The 24910-nt window shown below is 68.9% G+C and carries 25 protein-coding genes; 9 read left to right on the top strand and 16 right to left on the bottom strand.

The features are described from left to right. Nucleotides 1–101 precede the first annotated feature (101 nt). From AC1DCT_RS17290 to AC1DCT_RS17310, 5 genes are all read right to left on the bottom strand, one after another. Nucleotides 102–1874 carry an SAVED domain-containing protein gene (locus AC1DCT_RS17290; RefSeq protein ID WP_477430462.1) on the bottom strand — a complete coding sequence of 591 codons (1773 nt, stop codon included), beginning with the start codon at nt 1872–1874 and terminating at the stop codon, nt 102–104. Beyond that, nucleotides 1871–3334: a HesA/MoeB/ThiF family protein gene (locus AC1DCT_RS17295; RefSeq protein ID WP_477430463.1), complete on the bottom strand. Its 1464-nt coding sequence runs from the start codon at nt 3332–3334 to the stop codon at nt 1871–1873. The genes AC1DCT_RS17290 and AC1DCT_RS17295 overlap by 4 nt, the downstream gene beginning before the upstream one ends. Continuing rightward, complete coding sequence (locus tag AC1DCT_RS17300) at nt 3331–4338, bottom strand: SMODS domain-containing nucleotidyltransferase (protein ID WP_477430464.1); 1008 nt, start codon at nt 4336–4338, stop codon at nt 3331–3333. The genes AC1DCT_RS17295 and AC1DCT_RS17300 overlap by 4 nt, the downstream gene beginning before the upstream one ends. 150 nt (nt 4339–4488) lie before the next feature. Further along, nucleotides 4489–4950 (bottom strand): hypothetical protein, encoded by a 462-nt coding sequence (locus tag AC1DCT_RS17305; protein ID WP_477430465.1) that lies wholly within the window; start codon nt 4948–4950, stop codon nt 4489–4491. A gap of 237 nt (nt 4951–5187) precedes the next feature. Then, nucleotides 5188–5562 (bottom strand): ribbon-helix-helix domain-containing protein, encoded by a 375-nt coding sequence (locus AC1DCT_RS17310; RefSeq protein WP_477430466.1) that lies wholly within the window; start codon nt 5560–5562, stop codon nt 5188–5190. 113 nt (nt 5563–5675) lie between these two features. Between AC1DCT_RS17310 and AC1DCT_RS17315 the strand changes: the two genes are divergently transcribed. The 4 genes from AC1DCT_RS17315 (at nt 5676) to AC1DCT_RS17330 (ending at nt 8338) form a co-directional block, all read left to right on the top strand. Continuing rightward, nucleotides 5676–5903 carry a helix-turn-helix domain-containing protein gene (locus tag AC1DCT_RS17315; protein WP_477430467.1) on the top strand — a complete coding sequence of 76 codons (228 nt, stop codon included), beginning with the start codon at nt 5676–5678 and terminating at the stop codon, nt 5901–5903. Nucleotides 5904–6088: 185 nt separating this feature from the next. Beyond that, a complete protein-coding gene (locus AC1DCT_RS17320) occupies nt 6089–6364 on the top strand; it encodes a thiamine-binding protein (RefSeq protein WP_477430468.1) in 276 nt (91 codons plus the stop codon). Between the two features lie 9 nt (nt 6365–6373). Next, nucleotides 6374–7615: an MFS transporter gene (locus AC1DCT_RS17325; protein ID WP_440732272.1), complete on the top strand. Its 1242-nt coding sequence runs from the start codon at nt 6374–6376 to the stop codon at nt 7613–7615. Nucleotides 7616–7675: 60 nt separating this feature from the next. Then, nucleotides 7676–8338: an NUDIX hydrolase gene (locus AC1DCT_RS17330; protein WP_477430469.1), complete on the top strand. Its 663-nt coding sequence runs from the start codon at nt 7676–7678 to the stop codon at nt 8336–8338. Nucleotides 8339–8447: 109 nt separating this feature from the next. On the opposite strand, the gene metX is transcribed toward AC1DCT_RS17330, so the two are convergent. The 3 genes from metX to AC1DCT_RS17345 form a co-directional block, all read right to left on the bottom strand. Then, complete coding sequence (gene metX / locus AC1DCT_RS17335; protein WP_477430470.1) at nt 8448–9656, bottom strand: homoserine O-acetyltransferase MetX; 1209 nt, start codon at nt 9654–9656, stop codon at nt 8448–8450. A gap of 169 nt (nt 9657–9825) precedes the next feature. Then, the gene (locus AC1DCT_RS17340) at nt 9826–10809 is read right to left on the bottom strand and encodes a hypothetical protein (RefSeq protein WP_477430471.1); all 984 of its coding nucleotides are present in this window, start codon (nt 10807–10809) and stop codon (nt 9826–9828) included. 307 nt (nt 10810–11116) lie between these two features. Beyond that, nucleotides 11117–12439 (bottom strand): bifunctional o-acetylhomoserine/o-acetylserine sulfhydrylase, encoded by a 1323-nt coding sequence (locus tag AC1DCT_RS17345; RefSeq protein WP_440732268.1) that lies wholly within the window; start codon nt 12437–12439, stop codon nt 11117–11119. A gap of 235 nt (nt 12440–12674) precedes the next feature. Here AC1DCT_RS17345 and AC1DCT_RS17350 point away from each other — a divergent pair, with 235 nt between their 5' ends. Genes AC1DCT_RS17350 through AC1DCT_RS17365 form a run of 4 tightly spaced genes read left to right on the top strand, consistent with a single transcriptional unit; the run spans nt 12675 to nt 15443 of the window. After that, on the top strand, nt 12675–13487 hold the full coding sequence (locus AC1DCT_RS17350; protein WP_441976742.1) for an SDR family oxidoreductase: 813 nt from the start codon (nt 12675–12677) through the stop codon (nt 13485–13487). A 2-nt stretch (nt 13488–13489) separates the two neighbouring features. Continuing rightward, entirely contained in the window at nt 13490–14209 is a 720-nt protein-coding gene (locus AC1DCT_RS17355; RefSeq protein WP_441976743.1) for a Type 1 glutamine amidotransferase-like domain-containing protein, read from the top strand. Continuing rightward, nucleotides 14209–14898 (top strand): uracil-DNA glycosylase, encoded by a 690-nt coding sequence (locus AC1DCT_RS17360; protein ID WP_441976744.1) that lies wholly within the window; start codon nt 14209–14211, stop codon nt 14896–14898. Before AC1DCT_RS17355 ends, AC1DCT_RS17360 begins: the two co-directional genes overlap by 1 nt. Further along, nucleotides 14895–15443: an N-acetyltransferase family protein gene (locus AC1DCT_RS17365; RefSeq protein ID WP_477430472.1), complete on the top strand. Its 549-nt coding sequence runs from the start codon at nt 14895–14897 to the stop codon at nt 15441–15443. The genes AC1DCT_RS17360 and AC1DCT_RS17365 overlap by 4 nt, the downstream gene beginning before the upstream one ends. 3 nt (nt 15444–15446) lie before the next feature. On the opposite strand, the gene AC1DCT_RS17370 is transcribed toward AC1DCT_RS17365, so the two are convergent. From AC1DCT_RS17370 to AC1DCT_RS17405, 8 genes are all read right to left on the bottom strand, one after another. After that, nucleotides 15447–16271, bottom strand: coding sequence for an ABC transporter ATP-binding protein (locus tag AC1DCT_RS17370; RefSeq protein ID WP_477430473.1), 825 nt, complete (start codon nt 16269–16271; stop codon nt 15447–15449). After that, entirely contained in the window at nt 16268–17056 is a 789-nt protein-coding gene (locus AC1DCT_RS17375) for an ATP-binding cassette domain-containing protein (RefSeq protein WP_477230731.1), read from the bottom strand. Before AC1DCT_RS17375 ends, AC1DCT_RS17370 begins: the two co-directional genes overlap by 4 nt. After that, a complete protein-coding gene (locus tag AC1DCT_RS17380; protein ID WP_477430474.1) occupies nt 17053–17940 on the bottom strand; it encodes an ABC transporter permease in 888 nt (295 codons plus the stop codon). Before AC1DCT_RS17380 ends, AC1DCT_RS17375 begins: the two co-directional genes overlap by 4 nt. Continuing rightward, on the bottom strand, nt 17937–18890 hold the full coding sequence (locus tag AC1DCT_RS17385) for an ABC transporter permease (protein ID WP_477230729.1): 954 nt from the start codon (nt 18888–18890) through the stop codon (nt 17937–17939). The genes AC1DCT_RS17380 and AC1DCT_RS17385 overlap by 4 nt, the downstream gene beginning before the upstream one ends. Nucleotides 18891–18900: 10 nt before the next feature. Continuing rightward, nucleotides 18901–20451, bottom strand: a complete 1551-nt coding sequence (locus tag AC1DCT_RS17390; RefSeq protein ID WP_477430475.1) for an ABC transporter substrate-binding protein — start codon at nt 20449–20451, stop codon at nt 18901–18903. A gap of 132 nt (nt 20452–20583) precedes the next feature. Next, on the bottom strand, nt 20584–21543 hold the full coding sequence (locus tag AC1DCT_RS17395) for an alpha/beta fold hydrolase (RefSeq protein WP_477230727.1): 960 nt from the start codon (nt 21541–21543) through the stop codon (nt 20584–20586). A gap of 160 nt (nt 21544–21703) precedes the next feature. Further along, nucleotides 21704–22894 (bottom strand): acyl-CoA dehydrogenase family protein, encoded by a 1191-nt coding sequence (locus AC1DCT_RS17400; protein WP_477430476.1) that lies wholly within the window; start codon nt 22892–22894, stop codon nt 21704–21706. A gap of 1 nt (nt 22895) precedes the next feature. Next, the gene (locus AC1DCT_RS17405) at nt 22896–24041 is read right to left on the bottom strand and encodes a CaiB/BaiF CoA transferase family protein (RefSeq protein ID WP_477430477.1); all 1146 of its coding nucleotides are present in this window, start codon (nt 24039–24041) and stop codon (nt 22896–22898) included. 164 nt (nt 24042–24205) lie between these two features. On the opposite strand from AC1DCT_RS17405, the gene AC1DCT_RS17410 reads away from it, so the two are divergent. Continuing rightward, a complete protein-coding gene (locus AC1DCT_RS17410; protein ID WP_440732247.1) occupies nt 24206–24910 on the top strand; it encodes a tyrosine-protein phosphatase in 705 nt (234 codons plus the stop codon).

Below are 24910 nucleotides of genomic sequence, written 5' to 3' on the forward strand. Positions count from 1 at the left end.
CGCCGCCGCGTCTATTCGAATCCCAACCTGGAGTCCGAGCTAGTTACGCGAGTTCGAAGCAACAGAACGCCGCTTCGTACGCACGCATCGTGGGTGGACAACTACAGGAAGACCTCAGTGATCGGACCGCCTGCGACCCCGGGCTCGATGGCGATCGCTGGCCGGTAGCGCGCGCCGTTGATCGTGTCGCCGTCCCATTCGTAGGCGATGGTGCGGAGCGTGTTCAGGTACCGTCCTACTAGCACAGCCATGGGGAAGGGGCCATGGAAGGCGAGGTGTACCTCGGCCCGCCCGTGCTCGGCCGATAGGCGCTTGATGTGCTGGGCGACGGCTTGGCTGAGGCGACCAGCTTCCAGCGGATCGATCCGATTGGAAGTCGTGACGGAGATGATCTCTACGCTGGCGAACCCCTCCGCGGATTCGACCACGAGGCGCTCGAACGCGGTGAGATCTGGGTCCGCCGTCAGGGTCACGAAGATCGCAACCCTTTTGGCTGCGTTGCTCGCCCGAGCGTCCTCGATCGGGAACGTCTCGCTGTGGAGTTGGGTAACTGCCGGATCGTCGCTCGCTGGTGTGGACTCCCAGACGTTGTTGTGCACATCGAGTACGGCGACGTTGCTGATCTTGGTTTCGGGCAATGCTGCTCCGAGCGCGAGTCCGATCGAGAGGTGTGCTCCGCCGGAGATCTGCACATGCCTGGCGCCTGCCGCGAACACGGCGTCGCCGGTGAGCGGGAGCGTCTTTCGAAGGAGCTCGACGCCGTCGGGCGCCGGGAGCCGTCCTTCGGTGGCTTCCTTGATTCGGATATGCAAGTCGTCGTCGTCGGCATCTACGGCGACCGGAGCGGGGCGGCTTTGAATGCGAATGGCGAAGTCCCGGTCCTCGGCGCGGATCTCAGGTCGTCGCTGTTCGATACGGTGCATGAGGAGGTCACGAACGATTTCGAGCTCGCCCGCGGAGTCGAGCACGTTAGCCTGCTTCTTGTCCGCGAGTGTTCGGGCCTGTGTGAGCCGCAACAGTCGGTCAGGGGCGTCGTAGTCGCATTTCGACTTGCTTCCTGGTCGTGCGATTTTGTTGGCGATGCACAGGCTGAACGCGGGGTCTTTGTCGAGCTCAAGCAGCCGGGGGAGTTCGCGTTCTCGCACGATCTCACTGTCGACAATGTCAGGAGTCACAATGAGCACGCCTGCCGAAAGTCCCTTGGTGAGTGCCTGTTCGAGACGGTCGGTGGTCGTCCCCGGTCGCAGGTCGATTCGGTCTCTCCACACGACGAGACCTGCAGCCCTGAGCAAGTTCTCTAATGTCTCCGCTTGCTCCGTCCCGTCGGACTGGCGGTAGGAGATGAACACGGGGCCATCGCCGCGAACTGCGCCATCGGGAAGTGGTCCAAGCTGACCGAATCGTGGCGCGGGCAAGGTCACGTTCGCATCCCGCGCGACGACTCGCCCGAACCGCTGACGTCGTGCGATCAGGCCGAAGTACGCGCCAGTATTTCCGGGCGTGAAGACGAGGAGCGCGATGGGTCCTTCCGCGGTCTTGGCGGCGGCGCGCATCGCATCGCGATCGATCGTGCTCGGGCCAGACGGCGCGGGATGGCTGTGCCATTCTCCGACATAGCCGATTGGGTCCTCCTCTGCTCTATCCGAGAGGAACTCTTTGAGGCGCTCGTTCGCTCGAACGTCGTCGCGGACGTATCGGTTGTTCGTCGCGCCCCCGCCATCGACAACGAGAGCGTGAGTGATCACTAGATTGTCGGCCTCGCGGTACCCGAGGAGGATGCCGCCGGTTTCGAGGGGTAGTCGTCTCGCCGTCTCGGATGCGATTGTCGCGTGAGCGTCAGCACGCACTTCGATGCTTAGAGCGGATCGGGTCATTGGGTAGTCCTTGCTGGTTCGACGAGGTTTCGTACTTCCCCTGAGGGGTCGACGGGACGTCCGATGAGGAGACCGATTATGTGACGTACGGTCGCGGATGACGCCTCGACCACCGCGTGGGGTGGTGTTGGCGAGATTGGACTGCCGCACCCGGCTTCGAATACTGCGGGCAGATGCTGACCGACGTCGATGCTCGAGCTCGGTAGCGGGCTGGCCCCCTCGAGCGGCGGGAGCAGGTCGACGCGATAGGTGGCGCCATCGTTCTGTACTGAGGCGGAGAGGATCCGTCTCCGCGCGGACCTGGCCGCGACATGCAGGAGTGCGGTCGTGGCGAAGTCGGCGCTGGTGTCCACGACCAGGTCGTTGCTGGTGAGAAGTTCCATGGCGACGTCGCCGGACGAGACGGCTGCATCGAATACCTCGATACCGTCTCCGGCGACCCCATGCCGGGCTGCCAGATGGCGCTTGACCGCGGTGACTTTCGGCAACCCCACCATCTCCGGCCCGACGAGATGGCGGATGAGGTTGCCGGGCATGACGATGTCGTGATCGACGAGCATCAGGTGACGTACGCCGGCGCGCACGAGCATGTCTGCGGTGAAGGAGCCGAGCGCGCCGACGCCAACGATCGCGACCCGAGCATCGTGGAGCAGGGGCGCAACCAGACCTGCGCGTGCCGTTCTCGCCGCAGTGGTATCGGCTGACGCGCGAAGGCGCCGAACGGCAATGTCACCGTCTGTCGTCGGCCATACCTCGAGGACGATCGCACCGTCATGGATACCGCGTCGATAGATGAGCACCACTATGTCGACGAGATGGTTCCGGATCCGGCGGTCCAGGTCCACGTCGGGGGCGATGCGGGCCGCAACGTCCTGCCAGGATCTCGGCGGAACATCTATCTCTCCAAGATCGGCGACATAACCGTAACGGTCCTTGTTGCGCTTGGACGCCTTTGTCGGGCGCGTGCCGCTCCCGATCCGCATCGTGTTGTTGCTACCCGGGCGAAACCGCACGAAGCCGTTAGGGTAACCGGCGAGGTCGTCGTAGAGATATAGACGCTCGTCCTCGGACGGGTGGAAGTATCGTTCGAGATCCAGATCGGGCCGATCATCGGGCCACCCAGCATCGGCCTGTTCGAACCAGGCGGTCACATGCTCCAGAAAGGCCGACGCCTCTGTCCACCACAGATTGTCATGGTCATCTTCCGCGACCAAACAGAGCGCGCCGTCGAGTTCTCGATGCCAGGACCACGTCACGCTGTCCGGATCGACAGGAACGACTCGTGGCGGCTGGAACGGAAACCGCGCCCGAAACGAGATCGCGACCTCCGTCGCCCCGCCCGCATGCGCGACCGTGCCTCGCCAACCTGCGTCGCCTTCGATGAAGCCCGCGCGGATCAGGCCCTCCTCGAAATGCTGGCGCGAGTATGCGACGTACTCGTCGTATTCGGTGATCGTCAACCGAAGGTCCTGGTGCCCGCCGGCACGACTCGCTCACCAGCAGAGATCGCGAACTCCCGCTTCGAACCGTCGTCGTTGAAGCCCGGCGGCATCGGGAAGACGGTGTCCTCGTCGCCGTTCTTGCCGAGCAGCTTCTGGAATGCCAGCGCGGCCTTGCCCTCGTCCTCCTCCCCGAGCGCGTCCCGTGCGTCGACAGCAGCGTCGTTGAATCGAATCCGCGCAGTCTCCAGCTCGTTATCGGTCGCGCGGATGCTGATGGTGTGTCCGGAGAGGGTAGGGTCGCTGACCGCGATGCCGTAGGTGACGAAGTTCTCGACAATCTTGCTCACCTCGTCGAGCGCTGAGACGTAGTACTCAGCGTGATCGCTCCCCGACACCAGACCCGAAGCGAAGGCCTGGTACGTCGCGACCTCGAAGAAGAAGCCCCCCGGCTTCTTCTTACCGAGGAGCGCGCGCCTGGTCTGACGGAGCAGCTTGACCGTAGGGACGTAGAAACCGTCGTGCGCGGCGTTCATCGCGGTCGACAAAGAAGTCAGTGACTCCGGGTTGGTGCGCACCCACTGGTTGTCATCGCCTTTCTGCGGGATCTCCCACGTGTCGCCATCCCAATGTGGCCGCGCGGGGACGGCATCGACGTAGAGGTCGTACTCGGGGAATGCCACCTGCAGGCTTCGATCCTGACGCTTGGTCCGCTGGTGACCGTCATCGTCGCGGCCGAACTCGGCATGAAGGACGGTGAAGAACCGGTCGAGGATCTCCTTCGACGTGACCTCGCTCGGCAGATCGGGGAGGCGGACGAACACGTCAACGTCCTTCACACGCTTGATCGACACGCTTCGCTTGTACGAACCGATCAGCACCGAGTTCACTCCGTACTCGGCGAGCTTTGTATCCGCCGCCAGCGCTTCGCGGACCAGGCGATGTGCCTCCGGTGCATTGGCCTTGTCGTCGCCGGGTTCGATGGAGCTCAAGGCATCCTTGAACTGCTGTTTCAGGTGAGCCATCGGGCGCTCCGTTCATCTCTCGGGACTTGGTCTCTCGAGTCTATGAACCACCTCAGACATTGGTTTTTCACGGCCACACTGTACGCACAGCAAGGGCACTGCGCGACGAGACCCGGGCGAGTGCATCCGCAATTGTGGCTCCCTGGGCCACTACCGGGCCACGCCTGACCCGCACCCCTTCCACATTGGCCCGCCTGCGCGCGTTGTCCGTACCGCCGATACCCACGCCTCGGCGTCGACGAGCCGCCATTGTGCGTGAAGGTCTCCCATATCGCGATTAGAGAGATGTGTCTCGTTGACGCCAGCCAAGTCACGCGCCGCCCATCGGGCTTCGATCGCGTCCAATCGACTGCCATAGGGCTCGGTGATCTCCATCCCGAGGTAGTGAGAGTTTCCAGCATCGGCGACCGTCGTGGCCCAAAGGCGACTCATCTCCTCCTGTCGGCGCTCCTTGACGCTCATCGGCCAGGACTCGATTCGGTCGAGGTCATCGAGCAGTTCCGAATCAGTGGTGAACCGCATCGGTGCGTCTGGCTGCTGCGCCAGTGCTTCGCCGTATCTGAGTTCCCACATAGCGTCGGGATGCTGGAGAATCCGGGTTGGCGCCGTCACCGGCCAGTTCGAGCAGCACCTGCATCCCTGGTCTTACCCGGGCTCCCGGAGGAACCCACTCCCGCAGGCCTCGATATCCGATCGGCGCGGTCGGCGGCCAGACCCACTCGATGGTCTCGTCGCCATCCGCTTCAGGATTCACGCAGTTTCAACCCCGGGAGATGAGGGTCGATGACACATCGACGCCGAGCTGTCGATAGGCGTTGAGCAGCGCCCGAATCTCGTCGTCCGCAGCGGTCACGCGTGACCACCGGTGGGCGGATCAACTGATGTATCCGAAGAGCCGCTCCTGAAGACGCGTGAGTCGTGAAACAGGGAAGCGATGAGTGCGCGCTGGTCGGCGGTAAGCGGTGGGAAGTCGGCGATCGTCTTCGTGATCGAATCGTGGATTGCAATTGCCTGGGCATAGGGGAGGTGCCTCAAGTGCGTGGGCACCGGCGGACGCTCAGGCAGGCGTACAGCCGCTTCGACGATCGCCGCGCGGATGGCGGCGGACTTGGACGTAGTGTCGGCCGTCAGGAGATCCAAGGCGGCCTCCGATTCGTCGTCGAGGATAACGGTGACCGTCTTTCGTGTCAGGCGGCGTTGCATCCTCGGGTATTCATCGACCATGACATCGCCTCGCTCTCTGATCAGGAGAGACACCGCGATCATAGTCGCCAGCGGCGGTATATGGAAGTGATAAGTACCTGGAAGCGATGACTCCCAGTGAACACGCTTGAGTAGTGGTCATCCCCCTCAAGTCGATTCTCGGCGCACGTGTGCGGGAGACCCGACTCGCGAAGGGGCTGACGCAGGAAAGGTTGGCAGAGCAGCTCGGCGTTACGCCCCGCTACCTTGCGGGAATCGAGCGGGGAGAGCGGAACCTTACTCTCGATTCGATTGATGCACTGGCCCACCAGCTTGGCGTGCCTGCATTGAGCCTCCTTGCCGTGCGCCCGGAACCTCGCTGAGTCAGACCGGTCTGTGCCCCGGACGCGGGTCAGCGGCGTGGATACATCCACAGCGCTAGACGCCCCGTGAGCTGCTGCACACGCCGTTGACGCCCGTCTTGCGCGGCGAGGCCCTTCTCGACCGTGCGGGGGAGTCCGGTTTGACCATGCCCCCTCGATGTGATTTCACATCGCTCGTCTAAGATATGGTGGCCCAAGATCCGCGTATTTCCGCGGACGGAGGTCGCAAAATGGCTCGAAAAGCACCCATCTTCCCTACCCCCTTTATGTCGACCGAGATCGAGGGCCCCGACTGGGACACCGTCATGGACGTCGTCAAGCGCGCCACCGAGGCCGTCATGCCGTTCGGATCCCGGGTCTCCCTCGTGCTCAAGGCCGATATCCGCCCCGGTTACACCGGTGAGATCGACGGCAAGATCGCGCGTCTCGAGCAGGCCATCGAGGAGTCCGGCAGCCTCTAAGCTGGACGGATGAAACCCTCGAGCCTCTCGAGGGGTGCGGCGAAGCGGGCGCTCCTCTCCCTCGCCATCGGCAGCTTCGGCATCGGCATGACCGAGTTCGTCGCGATGGGCCTGCTGCCCAACATCGCGCAGGACCTGCTGCCCGAGCTCTGGGCGCAGAACCCGGATGAGGCGATCGGCCGCGCCGGCATCCTGGTGTCGCTCTACGCGCTGGGCGTCGTGCTCGGCGCGCCCACGATCGCCGGCCTCGTCGCGCGCTTCCCCCGCCACAAGGTGATGATCGGTCTTGCGATCGCGCTGACTCTCGGCAACGGCCTCGCCGTCGTGCTGCCGACGTTCGAGACGGTCGGGCTCGCCCGCTTCATCGCGGGGCTCCCGCACGGCGCCTACTTCGGGATCGGCGCGCTCGTCGCCTCCGACGTGCTCGGCCCGGGCAAGCGCGCCAAGGGCGTGGCCTTCATCCTGACCGGTCTCACCATCGCGAACGTGGTCGGCGTGCCCGCGGGAACCTACCTCGGGCAGCACGTCGGATGGCGCAGCGCGTTCCTCGTCGTCACGATCGTGTTCGCGCTCGCCACGGTCTGCATCGCCCTCTTCGTGCCGGAGCACGAGGGTGATCCCGGACGCACCTTCCGCGCCGAACTGCGCGTGTTCCGCCGCCCCCAGGTCTGGTTCGCACTTGCGACCGGCGCCATCGGTTTCGGCGGGTTCTTCGCGGTCTACAGCTACATCGCTCCCGTCGTCACGGAGCGGGCGGGCGCGCCGGAATGGATGGTGCCGGTCACGCTGGTCGTGTTCGGGCTCGGCATGACCATCGGCAACCTGCTCGGCGGCGTCTTCGGCGACCGCAACCTCAGGCTTACCCTGCTGGTGGGGCTCGGCGCGATGGCCGTGGTGCTCGTGCTGCTCGCGATCCTGTCCTTCTCGATCTGGCTGCTCGTGCCGCTCTCGTTCGTGATGGCGCTGCTCTCGTCGATCCTGAGCCCGGCGATCCAGACCCGGCTCATGGAGGTCGCCGGCGACAACCAGTCCATCGCGGCGGCGTTGAACCACTCCGCACTGAACATCGGCAACAGCCTGGGCGCGTTCCTCGGCGGACTCGTGATCGCGTGGGGCTGGGGCTTCGCCGCGCCGTCCTGGGTGGGTGCCGGGCTCGCCGTCGTGGGCCTCGGGATCGCGATCGCTTCGTATGCCGTGCAGCGCCGCTTCCACACCGAGACCGGATCCGTGCGGGTGCGCGACCTGGCCTGAACAAGCCCCGATCGCCGAGCCGCCAGGGGAGCGAACCCCGGCGCGTCCTAGCATGGGCGGATGAGCTCCGCCCCTGATCGTGATGCGGCCGTCGAGGACCTGCCCGTCGCAGGCACCGCGGTGATCCTCCGTGACGCAGTGGAGGGCACGGAGGTGCTGCTGCTGCGCCGCCCCGACCGCGGTTCGTTCCCGGGCGCGTGGGTGTTCCCCGGCGGCATGATCGAGCCGGGTGATCGGATCCCGGGAGCCGACGAACTCGAGGACGCCTGCCGCGCCGCCGTGCGCGAGACGGCTGAGGAGGTGGGGCTGGAGCTCGAACGACTGGTGCCCCTGTCGTGCTGGGTGCCGCCGGCCGGGATCCCGAAGCGTGTGCGGACATGGTTCTTCCTCGCGGCGGATCCGGGTGGCGTGATCCGCTCGGCAGCGGACGAGGTGGTCACGACCCGATGGATGACGCCGGAGACCGCGCTCGCCGCGCGGGACGCCGGAGAGATCGCGCTGATGCCGCCGACCTGGCGCACCCTGGACGCGCTGTGCGGCGCGACCGGCGTGGAGGAGGCTCTGACCCGCATTCAGGATCCGGCCGTCTTCCGCACCCGGATGCAGGCGACCGCGGCGGGCACCCTCTTCTTCTGGGACGGCGACGAGCTCGCCGGTGCGGCGACGGGCGCCAGGGAGCGCCTGGTCGCAGAGGATCCGGTCTGGCGGTTCGAGCGCCGCTGATCGATGGCGGCGCCTCGCCGACGACGCGCCGCGCCGCGGGCGCGGGGCCCGGGCTCCCGGAATTGCGGACGGACCGTCGCATCACGGCAGGGCCGACCGAGCCACGGCGTCAGGAGCCGAGCAGCCGCTCCAGATGCCGGCCGACACCGTCGGTCTCGATGAGGAAGCCGTCGTGACCGAAGTCGCTCGCGAGCACGACCGCTTCGTTGCCGTCCAGTGTGTGCGGGATGCCCCGGGCGATGCGGTGCTGACCGTCGACCGGGAACAGCCGGTCGGTGTCGATGCCGAGCACGAGCGTCGTCGCCGTCACCCGCTTGAGGGCATCCTCGACGCCCCCGCGGTCGCGCCCGATGTCGTGCGAGTTCATCGCCTCCACGAGCGTGAGGTAGCTGTTCGCGTCGAAGCGCCGGGTGAACTTGTTGCCGTGGAAGTCGAGGTAGCTCTCCACGGCGTAGCGACCGCCCTGGCCGAGCGGCGACACGTCGGACTGCCAGGAGCGCTGGAACCGCTGGTTCAGCTCGATCGGGCTGCGGTAGTTCAGCAGCGCCATCCGCCGCGCCAGGGCGAGGCCGCGGTGCGGTCCCTCGCCGACGGGCGCGTCGTAGTACTCGCCGCCCGCGAAACGCGGATCCATCCGCACCGTCTCCAGCTGCACGAAGTTCAGCGCGAGCTGGTCGGCGGTCGTCACCGGGGGAGAGGACAGGATCGCGAGCCTCTCGACGCGCTCGGGCTGGCCCACCGCCCACTCCAGGGCGTGCATGCCGCCCATGGATCCGCCGATCACCGCGCCCCAGCGCTCGATGCCGAGTGCGTCCGCGAGCAGCACCTGGGCGGCGACCTGATCGCGGATCGTGAGGTACGGGAAGCGCGAGGCCCATTCGTAGCCGTCAGGGGCGATGCTGGCGGGACCGGTGGATCCCTGGCACCCACCGAGCATGTTCGGGGCGATCACGAACCACTCGTCGGTGTCGATGGCGCAGCCCGGGCCGACGATCTCGCCCCACCAGCCGCTCGTGGCATGCCCGCGGCCGGCTTCGCCGACCACGTGGCTGTCTCCGGTGAGCGCGTGCAGGATGAGGATCGCGTTGTCGCGCGCCTCGTTCAGCGTGCCCCAGGACTCGTACGCGATGCGGATCAGCGGAAGCTCCGCGCCTCCCTCGGTGCGGAACGGCCCGAAGGCCTCGAACCGGCGATCGCCCGCCGGATCGCCGTCGCGCCAGGCGCCGGTGGACGGCGGGCGGGCGCGCAGCAGGCGGGCGTCCGCCTCCGACACGCGCGCCGAGGGCACCGTGTCCTCCGAGGTCGTCTGCCAGTCCATGGATCCATTCTCCCGGGTGCGGCCGGGTGGGTGCGGAAGGTTACGGATCGGGGCGCGGCTTCGTGTCTGGGCGGCCGGGCGCACGCTGGCTCGGCGGCCGGGCGCCACTGGCCCGTGCCTCGTGCTACGCCCGTGGAAACGTGGGCCGCGGCCCGGAAAAGAGCACGGCTCAGCCCGGCGGGTAGACACCGAAGCGGGCGAGGCGCCGACCCAGGATCTCGGCGGTGCGAATGTGTGCGCCGTGCCAGCGCGCGGAGCGCCAGCCGGTGACTCCGCGCACATCGTCTTCGCGTCGCTTCTCATCGAGCACGACCTCGTCCGCAGTCCGCCCGCCGCGAAGATCAGCATCGAGATACTTGCCGCGGCCATCGAATTCTCCGAACACCTTCGAGCGCGGAAATCCGAAATCCAACCAGTATCTGTCGCCGTCCGCGCCGGTGACCGGCACTTGGAGAAGCAGATCGCGAAAGCCGAGGCGGTGCAGGTGCAGCCGGCTGACGCTCTCGCCCGGCAGCTGAGCGCGGCCGTCCGCGAACGCGAGCAGCTCTCGAGCGCGCCGGACTCCCCAAGCCCGGCTCACGGCGGCGCGGTCGGCCATGCGCGCATGCCACAGGGCGGCGCGACCCGCGTCGAACTGCATCCCCTCCATCGTCTCGCGGCGCTGTGCGGCGTCCGCTGCGCACACGGCTGCTTCGGGAGAGACGGTGCAGGCCAGATCCAGGATCGTGCGATCCAGCGAGGTGCAGGAGAGACCGTCCATGTCGACTACGTCGTCGTCGCCGAGAGGCACCTCGTGCTGCAGGACGCCTGCCCGCGTGCGGCCGTGATGTGCGCCGCGGATCACCGTATGCACGTTCGCCGGGCTGAGGCGGTAGAGCGGCAAACCGTGCAGTACGGCCGCAGACGGGCCCCAGAAGACGGCGCCGTGAACGTCCAGGTTCTTCGCAGCGGCGACGGTCTGGACGAGGTGGCGACCCTCGCTCCACAGCGCCTCGTAGGCCGCAGCATCCACGTAGCAGTCACGCCGCAGCCGCAGCAGCGCGCCGGCCGCGAGGGCGGCGTCGATCGCGCGCTCGCCCATCCCGCCCGACTCCAGCTGCGCGCGAGAACACACGAGCGCGCGGGCGTCGGTGATCCCGAGCGTCTTCGTCATTCCGCGATTGTGCGCTCGCGGTGCGGGCCACGAGACGCCGTCCACGCAACCGGTGAGGATTCGGACGGGATGTCGCCGTGTGCGGAGTAAGCCGCGTGGGTCCTCCTTCTTCGCTACACCTGTGTTTCCCTCCCCGCGGCGCCATTCCCTCCCCGTAGCAGCGTCAACCAGGGGAGGGGAAGACGCTCAGAGGAGGGAAACACGGAGAAGCGATGGACGAGCGGCCTTCGGACGGCGATGCACGCACGAACACGGGAGCGCCCCGGATCCTCGGATCCGGGGCGCTCCCGTCTCTGAGGAGGAGTCGTCAGGCGCGAGCGGCCTCGGAGACCTTGCGCGCCGCGGCCAGGGCCTGATCCAGGTCCGCCTTGAGGTCCTCGATGTTCTCGAGACCGACCGACAGGCGCACGAGGCCCGGGGTCACGCCCGTGGTGAGCTGCTGCTCGGGGGTGAGCTGGGCGTGCGTGGTGGAGGCCGGGTGGATCACCAGCGACCGGACGTCGCCGATGTTGGCGAGGTGGCTGAACAGGGTGAGGCTGTTCACGAACTCGCGGCCGGCGTCCACGCCGCCCTTCAGCTCGAACGAGAGGACCGCGCCGACGCCCTTCGGGGCGTAGGTGTTCGCGGCGGCGTACCACGGCGACGTGGGCAGCCCCGAGTAGTTCACGCTGGCGACGTCGTCGCGGCCGTCCAGCCACTCGGCGATCTCCTGGGCGTTCTGCACGTGGCGCTCGATGCGCAGCGACAGCGTCTCGATGCCCTGGATGAGGTTCCAGGCGCTCTGCGGCGCGATCGCGGATCCGAGGTCGCGGAGCAGCTGCACGCGGGCCTTGATGATGTAGGCGAGGCCATCGCCGACGGCCGCCGTGTAGCTGGCGCCGTGGTACGACGGGTCCGGCTCGGTGAGACCCGGGAACTTCTCCACGTTCTGCGACCAGGCGAAGGAGCCGCCGTCGATGATCGCGCCGCCGATCGTCGTGCCGTGGCCGCCGAGGAACTTGGTGACCGAGTGCACGACGATGTCGGCGCCGTGCTCGAACGGGCGGATCAGGTACGGGGTTGCGATCGTGTTGTCGACGATGAGCGGCACGCCCGCCTCGTGCGCGGCGCCGGCGACGCCCTTGATGTCGAGGACGTTGATCTGCGGGTTGCCGATGGTCTCCGCGAAGAACAGCTTGGTGTTGGGACGGACCGCGCGGCGCCACTCTTCGATGTCGTCCTGGTTCTCGACGAACGTGACCTCGATGCCGAGCTTGGCGAGCGTGTACTTGAAGAGGTTGTAGGTGCCGCCGTAGATCGAGGAACTCGAGACGAAGTGGTCACCGGCCTGGGCGATGTTGAGGATCGCGAAGGTCGAGGCGGCCTGACCCGACGCGAGCACGAGGGCGCCGGTGCCGCCCTCGAGAGCGGCGAGGCGCTGCTCGAGCACATCCTGCGTCGGGTTCTGGATGCGGGTGTAGATGTTGCCGAACTCGGCCAGTGCGAACAGGTTCGCCGCGTGGTCCGCGTTGTCGAACACGTACGACGTGGTCTGGTAGATCGGCGTGGCGCGGGCCTTGGTGACGGGATCCGGGGCAGCGCCGGAGTGGATCTGCTTGGTCTCGAAGCGCCAGTTCTCTGCAGCGGTCATGAGTGTCTCCTTCAGGATCAGCGACACCGAACCGCGTCGCAGGGCAGTGGGCCGTGGCTTCGACGGGCGCGAGAACCGGTGGCGTTGTATCGAGAGTACGAACCCGCGGCCGCTGTCAACAAGGCCGCGGAAATGTGACGTAACAGGGATCGGCCGCATGATTCCGCGGATCCGGAGGTCGCATCGACGATGGGCTGTCGTCGATGCGCGCGCGTGGATCCCGTAGCGTTGACGCATGGCGAACAGCGCGATGAACGACAGTCCCCACAACAGCAGACGTGCGGTGGTGACGGGGGCGAGCACCGGGATCGGCGAAGCGACGGTGCGGGCGCTGCGGGCGAGTGGCTGGGACGTCGTCGGCGTCGCGCGCCGCGAGGACCGCCTGCAGGCGCTCGCCGCGGAGACCGGATCGACGGCGTACGCCGCCGACCTCACCGACGCGGAACAGATCGCGGGTCTCGCGGAGCACCTGGCGCAGACCGGACCGCTGCACGCGGTCGTGCACGTCGCGGGTGGCGCCCGCGGCACGGAGCGGGTCGAGGACGGATCCGCGGAGAAGTGGCGGTGGATGTTCGAGGCGAACGTGCTCGCGGTGCAGCAGCTCACCGCGGCCCTGCTGCCGCAACTGCGTGCCGCCGCGTCGCACGGCGGTCACGCCGACCTGCTGTTCCTCACCTCGACCGCGGCCCGCCAGTCGTATCCGGGCGGATCCGGATACAACGCGGCGAAGGCGGCGGAGTCGATGATCCCGCAGGTGCTGCGCCAGGAGCTCAACGGCGAGCCGATCCGGGTCACCGAGATCGCACCGGGTCTCGTGCACACCGAGGAGTTCGCCCTGCGCCGCCTCGGCGGCGATGAGGTCGCCGCGGAGGCCGTCTATTCGGGCGTCGAGGCGCCGCTGGTCGCTGCGGATGTGGCCGACCTGATCGCCTACGCCTTGAACGCGCCGGGGCACGTGAACCTCGACCTCGTCGTGATCCGCCCGGTGGCCCAGGCCGCGGCGCACCTGCTCGCGCGCGGGCCGCTGCGCCCGCGCGGGGAGGACTGACCATGGGCGTGCACCTGATCGGCGGCGGCTTCGGCCGCGCCGCCTTCGCGCCGTTCACCGCCGAGGTGCAGGCCGTCGCGGCCGCGAAGGGGGTCGACGTGCCGCGCGTGGCCGTCGTCACCGTGCGCGAGGACGCTCATCCGGGTCACGCCGGTGATCTCGTCGAAGCGCTCACCGGCGACGGCGCGATCGCTCTCGACACCCGCGTGACGACCGTCGGACTGACGGATCTGGTGGATCCGGGTGTCTTCGACGATGTCGACGCGATCGTGATCGGGGGCGGGCTGACCCCGGCCTACCACGCGGCCCTCGAAGCCGGATATGACGTGATCCGCACCGCGGTGCAGGGTGGCACACCGTATCTCGGCTTTTCGGCCGGTGCCATGATCGCCGCCGAGCGCGCGATCCTCGGCGGCTGGCGGATCGGAGAGGTCGCGATCGCCCCGGAGGAGACCGCCGAGGATCTCGACGAGATCACCGTCGTGCCTGGGATCGGCCTGGTCGACGTGTCGATCGACGTGCACGTCGCGCAGTGGGGCACGCTCAGTCGCCTCATCGCCGCCACCGAGGCCGGCGCCGTCGACGGCGGGCTGGGGATCGACGAGAGCACCGTGCTCATCGCCGACGCGGAGGGCCTGCGGATCGCGGGGGAGGGCAGCGTCTGGCGGGTGTTCCCCGGAACCGAGGGCGTGACCGTCTCGAGCGATCGGGCGGCGCTCTGATGCCCAGGACGCTCGCCGATCTCGCCGCGGACGGCCAGCTCGATGCGGGCTGGGCGGAGGCCCTGGCACCTGTCGCGCCGCTCGTCGCCGAACTCGGTGACCGGCTGCGCGCTGAGACGGCCGCCGGACGCGGCTATCTCCCGGCCGGGCAGAACGTGCTGCGCGCGTTCGCGCGCCCCCTGGCCGATGTCAAGGTGCTGATCGTGGGTCAGGATCCGTATCCCACCCCCGGGCATCCGATCGGCCTGTCCTTCGCCGTGGACAAGGCGGTGCGCCCGCTGCCGCGCAGTCTCGGGAACATCTACCGCGAGCTGGAGACCGACCTCGGAATCGCGCCGGCCGTGCACGGCGATCTCTCTGCGTGGAGCGATCAGGGCGTCATGCTGCTGAACAGGGTGCTCACGGTGCGCCCGGGCACACCCGCCTCGCACCGCGGCTGGGGCTGGGAGAAGGTCACCGAGCTCGCGATCCGCAGCCTCGTCGCCCGCGACGCCCCGCTCGTTGCGGTGCTCTGGGGCCGCGATGCCGAAGGGCTGCGCCCCCTGCTGGGTTCGACCCCGGTCATCGCCTCCGCGCACCCGTCGCCGCTGTCCGCGAGCCGCGGGTTCTTCGGATCCCGGCCGTTCTCGCGGGTCAACACCTTGCTCGAGGAGCAGGGCGCGGACCCCGTCGACTGGAGGATCGCATGAGCGACACCCCGGCCGCGCCGCAGGCCCGCACGGATGCGTCGAGCGCGCCCGCGCGGATCCGGCCGGTGCAGGATTCGAATCTCCCCGCGATCAGGGACATCTACAACCACTACGTGCGCACGAGCACCGTCACCTTCGACGAGGAGGAGACGGATCTGGCGGTCTGGGAGCACAAGCGCGAGCTCCTCGCGGAGACGGGGCTGCCGTTCCTGGTGGCGACGGACGTCGACGGCGCCGTGCTCGGCTTCGCATACGCCCAGCATTGGCGCGCGAAGTCGGCCTATCGGTTCAGCGCCGAGAACACGATCTACCTGAGGCCCGATGCCGCAGGACGCGGACTCGGCAAGGCGCTGCTGGAGGCGCTGCTGGAGGCGTCGGTGCAGGCGGGGCTGCACGAACTCATCGCCGTGATCGAGCCCACGGCGGCCGGAGCGTCGATCGCGCTGCACCGTCGCTACGGTTTCGTGGACGCCGGGCACCTGAAGGGCGTCGGCGTGAAGTTCGGCCGCACCCTCGACGTGCTGTTCCTGCAGAAGTCGCTCTAGGGCTCAGCGCCCCGGGATGACGGGGATCGCCGCGAGCAGCCGCTTCGTGTAGTCCTGCTCGGGGTGATGCAGCACGCGTGCGGTGGACCCGTGCTCGACGATGCGTCCGTCCTTCATCACGGCGACGTCGTCGCACAGGTTCTGCACCACGCCGATGTCGTGGGACACCAGCACAAGGGTCATGCCGTCACGGCTGAGCTCGCGGAGCAGGTCGAGGATCTGTGCGCGCACGGTGACGTCCAGAGCGGACATCGGTTCGTCGCCGATCAGGATCCGGGGTCGATGCGCGATCGCGCGGGCCAGGGCCACGCGCTGACGCTGGCCACCGGAGAACTCGTGCGGGTAGCGCGATGCCATCTCGGGATCCAGGCCGACGCGGTCGAGCACCTCGGCGACTCTGGCGCGGTGAACGCCGTCGATGCCCAGCGCGCGCAGAGGCTCCGACACGATCCGGCCGACCGACTGGCGCGGATCGAGAGAGGCGTACGGATCCTGGAAGACCAGACCCGTCTCGCGGCGCAGCCAGTGCAGCGCCCGCGCCGACGCACGTGCGTCCACCGGGCGTCCGTCGACGTGCACGGTGCCCGCCGTCGGGCGGTCGAGCCCCAGCAGCAGCCGGATCAGGGTGGATTTGCCGGATCCGGATTCGCCGATGATGCCGAGCGCGCGACCTGCCATGACATCGAGGTCCACGTCGTCCAGAGCGACTGAGCGGGCCCGCCGCGCGAACGGTTCCTTCCGGGCTGCGAGGTACTCGCGGCGCAGCCTTCGCGCGCGGATCAACGGCTCGTCGTGCGCGGCGTCCGGCACCATGATCGGGTCGCTCATCCCTCCTCCTCCCCGCGCCACAGGGTCGCCGTCGCGTCGCGCAGCAGGCCCTGCGTGATCGGCGATTCCGGCGCGGTCAGCAGCGTCTCGAGCGGTCCGGATTCGATCACCCGGCCGTCGGCGAGCACGACGGCGTGCGTCGCGACCTGCGCGAGCACGGCGAGGTCGTGCGTGATGAACACGAGCGACATCCCGTCCGATTCCACGAGCGACAGCAGCAGGCGCAGCACCCCGGCCTGGATGGTCACGTCCAGCGCGGTCGTCGGTTCGTCGGCGATGAGCAGTCGCGGCCTCGCAGCGAGGGCGATGGCGATCGCGGCGCGCTGGCGCTGGCCGCCGCTCAGCTGATGCGGATAGCGGTCCACGATGCGCTCGGGATCCGGCAGAGCGACGCGGGCCGCCTCGCCGATCGCTCGAACCCTGGCGGCGCGCCGGCCGATGCGCTCGTGTATCCGGATCGTCTCCGCGATCTGGCGGCCGATCGTGCGGATCGGATTCAGAGCGGTGCGCGGCTCCTGGAACACCATGCCGATCTCGTCGCCGCGGATCCCGGCGAGCTCGCGGTCGGGCAGGTTCAGGATCTCCCGGCCGTTCCAGCGCACGCTGCCGAACGCCGTGGCGCCGTCCGGCAGCAGCCCCATGATCGCGAGCGCGGTGAGCGACTTGCCGGATCCGGACTCGCCGATGAGCCCCAGGCGCGTGCCATCCCGCACGGCGAACGAGATGCCGTCCACGACCCGGCGGCCGTCGATCTCGATGACGAGGTCGGTCACCTCGAGGCTCATGCGGTCACCTCCGGCAGGCGCGGCTGGCCGGCCCGTGCCCGGTTCGCCGGGCGCCATCCGGTGCGCAGCGTGGGATCCGTCGCGTCGCGCAGCGCGTCGCCGAGCAGGTTGAACGCGAGCACCGTGATCGTGATCGCGAGCCCGGGCCACACCACGGTGAGCGGGTGGATCTGGACGTAGCGCTGCAGGTCGGCCAGCAGGATGCCCCAGGACGGGTCGACGACCGACGCGCCGAAGCCGAGGTACGACAGCCCGGCCTCGGCGAGCACCGCCGTGGCCATGGCCCAGCTCAGCTGCACGATGAAGACCGGGGCGATGTTGGGCAGCAGATGCTGCACGAGGTTCTGCAGCGGGGTGAGGCCGGAGGCGCGTCCGGCCACCACGAAGTCGCTGTGCTGCACCCGCCGCAGCTCGGGGCGGGTGACCCGGGCGACGTTCACGCCGAATCCGATCCCGACGGCCCAGACGACGACCCAGAGGGATCCGCCGTGCACCGTGGAGATCAGCATCGCGATGATCAGCACGGGGAACGCGATGAGGACGTCGACGAGCACCGCCACGGTCTCGCGCATCCAGCGCGCCGTGAGCGCGCCCAGCGCACCGAGGGCGAGGCCGACGAGGGTGGCGATCACACCCGCACCGACCGCCACGAGCACCGTCGTGCGGGATCCGGCCATGATCAGGCTCAGGATGTCGCGACCGGTCAGGTCGGTGCCGAGCAGATGCGGCCAGCTCGGGGCCAGCCAGCGGGAGGCGACATCGGTGGCGCGCGGGTCGAACGGCGTCCAGAACAGCGAGACGACGGCAATGACGAGGATGGCGGCCACGACGATGAGGCCGAACAGCCCGGCGGCGGAGGAGCGGAGGCGGCGCAGCGTGGTCATTCGTCGGCCTCCCGCTGCCGGGGGTCGAGCGCGCGGTGCAGCAGATCCACGACGAAGCCGATGATGAGCACCATGCCGGTGAGCACGAGCAGCTCGCCCTGCACCTTCACGAGGTCGCGCGTGCCGACGTCGGCCACGAGCATGCGCCCGATCCCCGGCAGCGTGAAGAGCTGCTCGACGACGACGGATCCGACGATGATGCCGGCCACCTGGATGCCGAGCACGGTGATGATCGAGAGCCCGACCGCCGGCAGTCCGTGCTGGAGGAGGGCGCGGTTGCGAGTGAGCCCCTTCGCCGCCGCGGTGCGCACGAAGTCCTGTCCTGCGGCCTGCAGGGTCGCGCTGCGCACGAAGCGCAGCAGCAGCGCCCCCTCGATCGTGCCGATCGTGAACGCGGGCAGGATCAGCGCCTGCAGCGCCGCGCCGGGATCCGCCCAGCCCCCACGGGGGAAGCCCTGCGCGGGCAGCCAGCCCAGCCACACCGCGAACACCACGACCAGCATCATGCCCGCCCAGACGACCGGGACGGCGGCGACCGCCTGGGCCGCCGTGTTCAGCGCCGTGCCGGCCGCGCGTCCGCGCAGCAGGGCCGATCCGATGCCCAGGGGAATGGCGATGATCAGGGCGACGAGCAGCGACAGCGTCGCGAGCGGCACCGTCACCTGGGCCTTCTGGGCGAGCTCGGCGGCGACCGAGGCGCCGTTGAGCTGCGACGTGCCCAGGTCGCCGTGCAGCACGCCCCCGATCCAGCCGAGGTACTGCAGCACGAGCGGCTGATCGAGACCGAGGCCCTTGCGGATCGCGTCGACCTGCTCCGGCGTGGCCTTGTTCCCCGCGAGCAGCTGCGCCACGTCGCCCGGGAACACCCGCAGTGCGAGGAAGATCAGCGCGCTCGCGACGAGGAGCCCCGCGATGAGCAGGGCTCCCCGGGTGAGCGCGTAGCGGAGCACAGGGCTGAGGCTACTTGGTGACGGTGACGCCGCGCAGATCCAGCCGCGAGTTGATCGAGTCCTTCGGGAAGCCGTTCACCCCGGAACGCACCGCGGTCAGGGTCTGATCCTCGTACAGCCAGTCGGCCGCGGCGTCCTTCGCGACGATCTCGGCGGCCTGGGAGAGCAGGTCGGCCGACTTCTTCGCGTCCAGCTCGGTCTGCGACTGCGCGTAGAGCTTCTGCACCTCGGGGTTGTTGTAGCCGAAGTAGTAGTCCGGATTGGCGAAGTTGCCGAAGTCGCGCGGCTCGACGTGCAGCACGAAGCTGAGGTCGTAGTCGTGCTTGGTGTAGACGGAGTCCAGCCACGCGGGGAACTCGACCGAGTTCACCGTGAGCGTGACGCCGACCTTCTTGAAGTCGCTGGTGAGCAGCTGCGGAACCGTCGTGCCGTAGAACGAGGGGATCGTGAGGGTGAGGGCGAGATTCTCCTGGCCCGCCTCCTTGAGCAGCGACTTGGCCTTCTCCGGGTCGTACGGCGCCGTGCTGGACAGATCCTTGTACCCGGGGTCGAGCTGGGGGATCGGACCGTACAGGGTCGTCCCGACGCCGCGCGCCTCGATCAGCGCCTTGTGGTCGATCGCCAGGCGCAGCGCCTCGCGGACGCGCTGGTCGTTCAGCGGGGCCTTGGCGTTGTTGAACGCGAGGGTCCCCTTGTCGGTGGTGCGGCCCTTCGTGATGGTGAAGGTCCCGTTCTTATCGAGCTGCGGCGCGAGGTTCGCGTCCACCGCGGTGAGCACGTCCAGCGTGCCGCTCTGCGCGGCGTTCACGCCGGCGGTGAAATCGGGGATGTAGTCGAAGACGACGCTCTTCACGCCGGCCTTGGCGCCCCAGTACGTGTCGTTGCGGGCGAAGGAGAGCGAATCGCCCTTCTTCCACTGCGTGAGGGTGAACGGCCCCGTGCCGTTCTCGGCGGCCTGCAGGTCGGTCGTGTCGCCCTTCTGGAACACGAGGCCCGCGGCGCCGGTGAGGCTGAACAGGAAGTTCTGACTGGGTTGCGTGAGCGTGATGACGACCGTCTTGTCATCCTTGGCTTCGATCGACGCGACGTCGGCGAGGTCGGCGTGCCCCTGGACGGTCTTGTCGTCCTTGGCGGTCTGCAGCGAGGCGACGACGTCGGATGATGTGAGCTTCGTGCCGTTGTGGAAGGTGATGCCGTCGTTCAGCACGAAGGTGTACGTCAGGCCGTCGGATGAGATGTCGTGGCTCTTCGCGAGCCGGTCGATGATCTTGTTGTCCTGCGTGCGGCTGACCAGCCCCTCGTAGATGTTGTCGACGAGCACCTGCTCGAGCGCGGCGCCGCTGGTGTGCCGGATGTCGAGGTTCGACGGTTCGAGCACGAGGCCCACCGTGAGCGTGGCGTTCGCGTCGGCGGCTCCCGAGGCGCTGCTTCCCGACGGAGCGGGGGATCCGGTGCAGGCGGACAGCATGAGGGCGGCGGCCGTCAGGCCGGTGAGCAGGGCGACGGCGGCGCGGCGCGGCGCGCGGCGGCGCGAGGCGAGGGCAGCGCGGGTGCGGTGCATGCGGGGGATCCTCTCGGGCGGTGCTGTGGGGTGCTGTGCGGGTGTGCGATGTGCGGTGCGTGCGGGTCTTGCGGTGTGCGGTCGAGCCTAGGGCGGCCGTTCAGCGCCGGGCTTCGGCGGCGGAACGCGGCGTCACAATCCGGGCTCCTCGACGGGCTCAGGGCCGATGCTGTCTGCGGCGGTGCGGATGATCTCGGCGAGGGCTGCCGGGGCCGTCTCCTGCAGGTTGTGGCTGCCTTCGAGGTGCAGGACTCGTGCGCGGGGAGCACGTGCGCGGAACTCCTGTTCGGCGTCGTCCGAGACGAACCCGTGACCGGCGCGGACCAGGGAGAGCGGGGCGACGACGGCATCGAGATCCGCCCAGCCGTGCTCGCCGAGGATCGCGGACGGCGCTCCGGTCGATGCCGTCGCGGGCGGCGCGTCCAGCAGCCGAGCCGCGATGTGCGCGAAGTGGTGCTTCCACTCCACGCGGCCGTCGGGGCGGACTCTCGTGTTCAGGAACACGCCGCGTGCGGTGTCGTCCCGGGATCCGCCGAAGCCGAACTGCTGGGCGCGTTCGACGAGCTCGTCGCGGGAGGCGGCGTCGACCACGCGGTAGAACTCGCGCAGGGCCGCGGGGCCGACGCTCTGGTCGACGCCGGGGGTGATGTCGACGACGAGGAGCTCGCGCACGAGCTCCGGGGCGCGGGCGGCGATCGCTGCCGCGGTGAGCCCGCCCAGCGACTGGCCGACGAGCACCTGCGGGCGGTCGGTCCAGGTGCGCAGTGCCTCGATCACGTCGGCGGCCAGGGTGCGGCCGGTGTAGTCGGCGTCGTCGCGCCAGGAGGAGTCGCCATGGCCCGCGAGGTCGATCGCCAGGGCGGGCCGGCCGAGGGCGAGCACCGTGGTGTCCCAGGTGTGCGCATTCAGGCCCGCGCCGTGCAGCAGGGTGACCTCGACCGGCTCGTCGCCGTAGCGCAGCGCGCTCAGCGTGCGACCGTCGGCGAGGGTCAGGCTCAGGCGTTCGACCGGTGGGATCGGGACGCCGAGCGCCGCGGCCTGACCGGCGAGGAAGGAGAACTCGGTGATCTCTTCTGGGGTGACGTGGGACACGCCCTCATTGTGCTCCCGCGCAGTCGCCGACGTGAAATGAGGGATCAAAGTGCGCGCTCGGAGCGTCACAGGAGGTAACTTGCAGTAATTCAGAGCGAGCCTATGCAGGCGGAATGCTCTAACCTCATCGGAAGCCTCGGGTCAGAGTCGAGATCCCAGATCAGAACGCGCTCAATCCGGTGAGGGCTCGACCGATCACCAGCTGGTGGATCTCATCGGTGCCTTCGTAGGTGCGCACCGACTCGAGGTTGGCCGCGTGCCGCATCACGGGATAGGCGTTCGTGATGCCATCGCCCGCAAGGATCGTGCGCGCCTGGTGCGCGATCTCGAGCGCCTCGCGCACGCTGTTCAGCTTGCCGACGGAGATCTGCGCGGCGGTGAGCGCGCCGCGCTCCTTGAGGCGCCCGAGATACAAGGCGAGCAGCACGCCCTTCTCGACCTCGACGAGCATGTCGGCGAGCTTGGCCTGTGTGAGCTGGTTGGCCCCGATCGGCTTGCCGAACACCTCCCGGCTTGTAGAGCGATCCAGCGCCGCCTCGAGGCAGCTGCGCGCCGCCCCCATCGCACCCCAGATGATGCCGTAGCGCGCCTCGTTCAGGCATCCGAACGGGCCGGAGAGCCCCTCGGCGCCGGGAAGCATCGCATCCGCGGGAAGGCGGACGCCCTCGAGGGCGACATCGCACTGCACGGATGCGCGCATGGACAGCTTGCCCGTGATCGGAGTCGCGGTGAACCCCGGTGTCGTGGTCGGCACGAGGAAGCCCCGTACCGCCCGCCCGCCTTCGCCGAACGCCGGATCGTCCACGCGCGCCCAGACCACGGCGACATCGGCGAGGGAGGCGAGCCCGATCCAGCGTTTGGCGCCGTCGAGCACCCAGCCGTCGCCCTCCCGGCGCGCCGTGGTGATCATGGCCGCAGGGTCGCTGCCGCCCTGCGGCTCTGTGAGCGCGAAGCAGCCGACGGCATCGCCCGTGGCCATGCGCGGCAGCCACGCCTGCTTCTGCTGTTCAGAGCCGTACTTCGCGATCGCGCTCATCGCCAGCGATCCCTGCACCGAGACGAAGGTCCGCCACCCGCTGTCCGCCGCCTCCAGCTCGAGGCAGGCGAGGCCGTAGGACACCGCGCCGGCGCCGGCACACCCGTAGCCGGTCAGGTGCATGCCGAGGAATCCGCCGGCGCCGAGCTCGGCGATGAGCTCGCGGCGGAAATGCGCGTTCTCGAAGTCCTCCTCGATGACCGGCAGGATCCGCTCCTGCGCGAACGCCCGCGCGCGCAGCTGCCAGTCGCGCTCCTCCGGGGTGAGCAGAGCGTCGAGGTCGAAAACGGCGTCGATGTGGGGAGCAGTCGTCATCTCAGGTCCTTTCGGTGCGCCAGGCGGCGGGCGCGGAGTCGTTCAGAGCGGGCGGCGGTGTGCGATAGGCGGCCGGGGCGTCGCCGAGCCGGATCGGGTTCGCGATCGTGCGGGAGGCCCCGAGCGCGACCACCGGATCGAGCCCCAATCCTTCGGCGAAGGCGATCGCCTCCGCCACGTCGTGCACGAGGCCGGCGGGGATCCCTGCCGCACGGAACCGGTCGATCCAGTGCGCGGCTTCGGCGTGCGCGAGCTCCTGCTCGATCAGCGTCGTGAGCGCATCCCGATGGGCGACGCGGTCGGCGTTGCGGAGGAAGCGCGGATCGGTCGCGAGCGCCGCCTGTCCCAGCACGACGGCTAGCGCGCGGAACTGCTTGTCGTTGCCGACGGCGATGACCAGGTCCCGGTCTGCGGCGCGGAACAGAGCGTAGGGGGCGATCGACGGATGCTGGTTGCCCAGACGCCGGGGCGCGACCCCGGTGGCGAGCGTCGAGGCCGCCTGGTTCGTCAGCGCCGAAAGGAGGCTCTGCAGCAGATTGACGTCGACGCGCTGGCCGAGGCCCGTGCGCTCACGCTCGCGCAGGGCCAGCAGGATGCCGGCCACGGCGTTCTGCCCGCACAGCACGTCGACCAGCGCGACCCCGGCCTTCGCTGCGGATCCTTCCGGATCGCCGGTGATCGACATCAGCCCGCCCACGGCCTGCACGAGCAGGTCGTACCCCGCGAGCGAGGCGCCCGTGCCGGTACCGAACCCGGTGATCGAGCAGTACACGATGCCGGGATTGACGGCGCGGACGGCGTCGAAGCCGAGACCGAACCGCTCCATCACCCCGGGACGGAAGTTCTCGATCAGCACGTCCGCGGTACCGGCGAGTCGCAGTGCCTGGGTGCGATCGGCGTCCAGGGTCAGATCCAGCGCGATGGAGCGCTTGTTGCGATTGACGCTGCCGAAGTAGGTGGCGGTGCCGTCGGCGTCGACGGGTGGATGCCAGTGCCGGGTGTCGTCACCGGCCGGCGGCTCGATCTTCAGCACGTCGGCGCCGAAGTCGGCGAGGGTCATGGTCGCGTACGGGCCGGCCAGCACACGGGAGAAGTCCGCCACGCGGACGTCGTCGAGGACGCCGCGCCGCCCGATCTCCACGCTCATCGTCAGCCCCTTCGCCGCCCGTCACGCACCTGCTCCATCCTAGGGATGCCCCGAGTCCTTGCCGCTCGCCGGCCGGCTCGGAGGGCGCCCGGTACCGGGCCCGACGCGGCGGACACACCCTAGGCTGGAGGCATGCGGCAACGGCGAACGGTGAGGAGGCGCGGATGATCCTGCTCGACGTACCCGGCATCACGAATCTGCGCGACGTGGGCGGCATTCCGGCCGGCACCTCCCGTATTCGCGAGGGGGTGCTGTTCCGCTCCGGGAACCTCGCGCACGTCGGGCCGGAGGCGCACTCGTTCCTCACCGAGCGGGTCGCGCGCGTCGTCGACCTCCGCGATGACAGCGAGGCGAGTGCCGAGCCGTGTGCGCTGCCCGGGCTGCGCATCGATCGCATTCCTCTGTTCGCGGGGTCCGTCGCCTCGTTCCTGCTGGGCGATGTGAGTCTCGCGGGCCTGTACCGGCACATCGTCGAGGACGGTGCGGACCGCATCGTCCAGGTGGTCCGGATCCTGTCCGAGGGGGAGCCCACGCTGGTGCACTGCACGCTCGGCAAGGATCGCACCGGCGTCAGCGTCGCGCTCGCGCTCGCCGCCGTCGGCGCGGATCGCGATGCGATCGTGGACGACTACGCATTGACCGCCTCGCAGCTTCCGGAATCACGCAACCGAGCGATCGCGAAGTGGCTCGAGGAGCGGCTGCCGATCGCCCACGACGCGATTGCGGTGGCGACTCAGTCGCCGGCGCCGGTGATGCGTGACCTGCTGAAGAGCATCGACGAGCGACACGGCTCGGCGGCGGACTATCTGCTCGGCGCCGGGCTGAGCCGTGCCGAGCTGGACGCTCTGGGAGCCGCGCTGGTCGACTGA

The sequence above is a fragment of the Microbacterium sp. 10L49 genome, assembly GCF_056395125.1.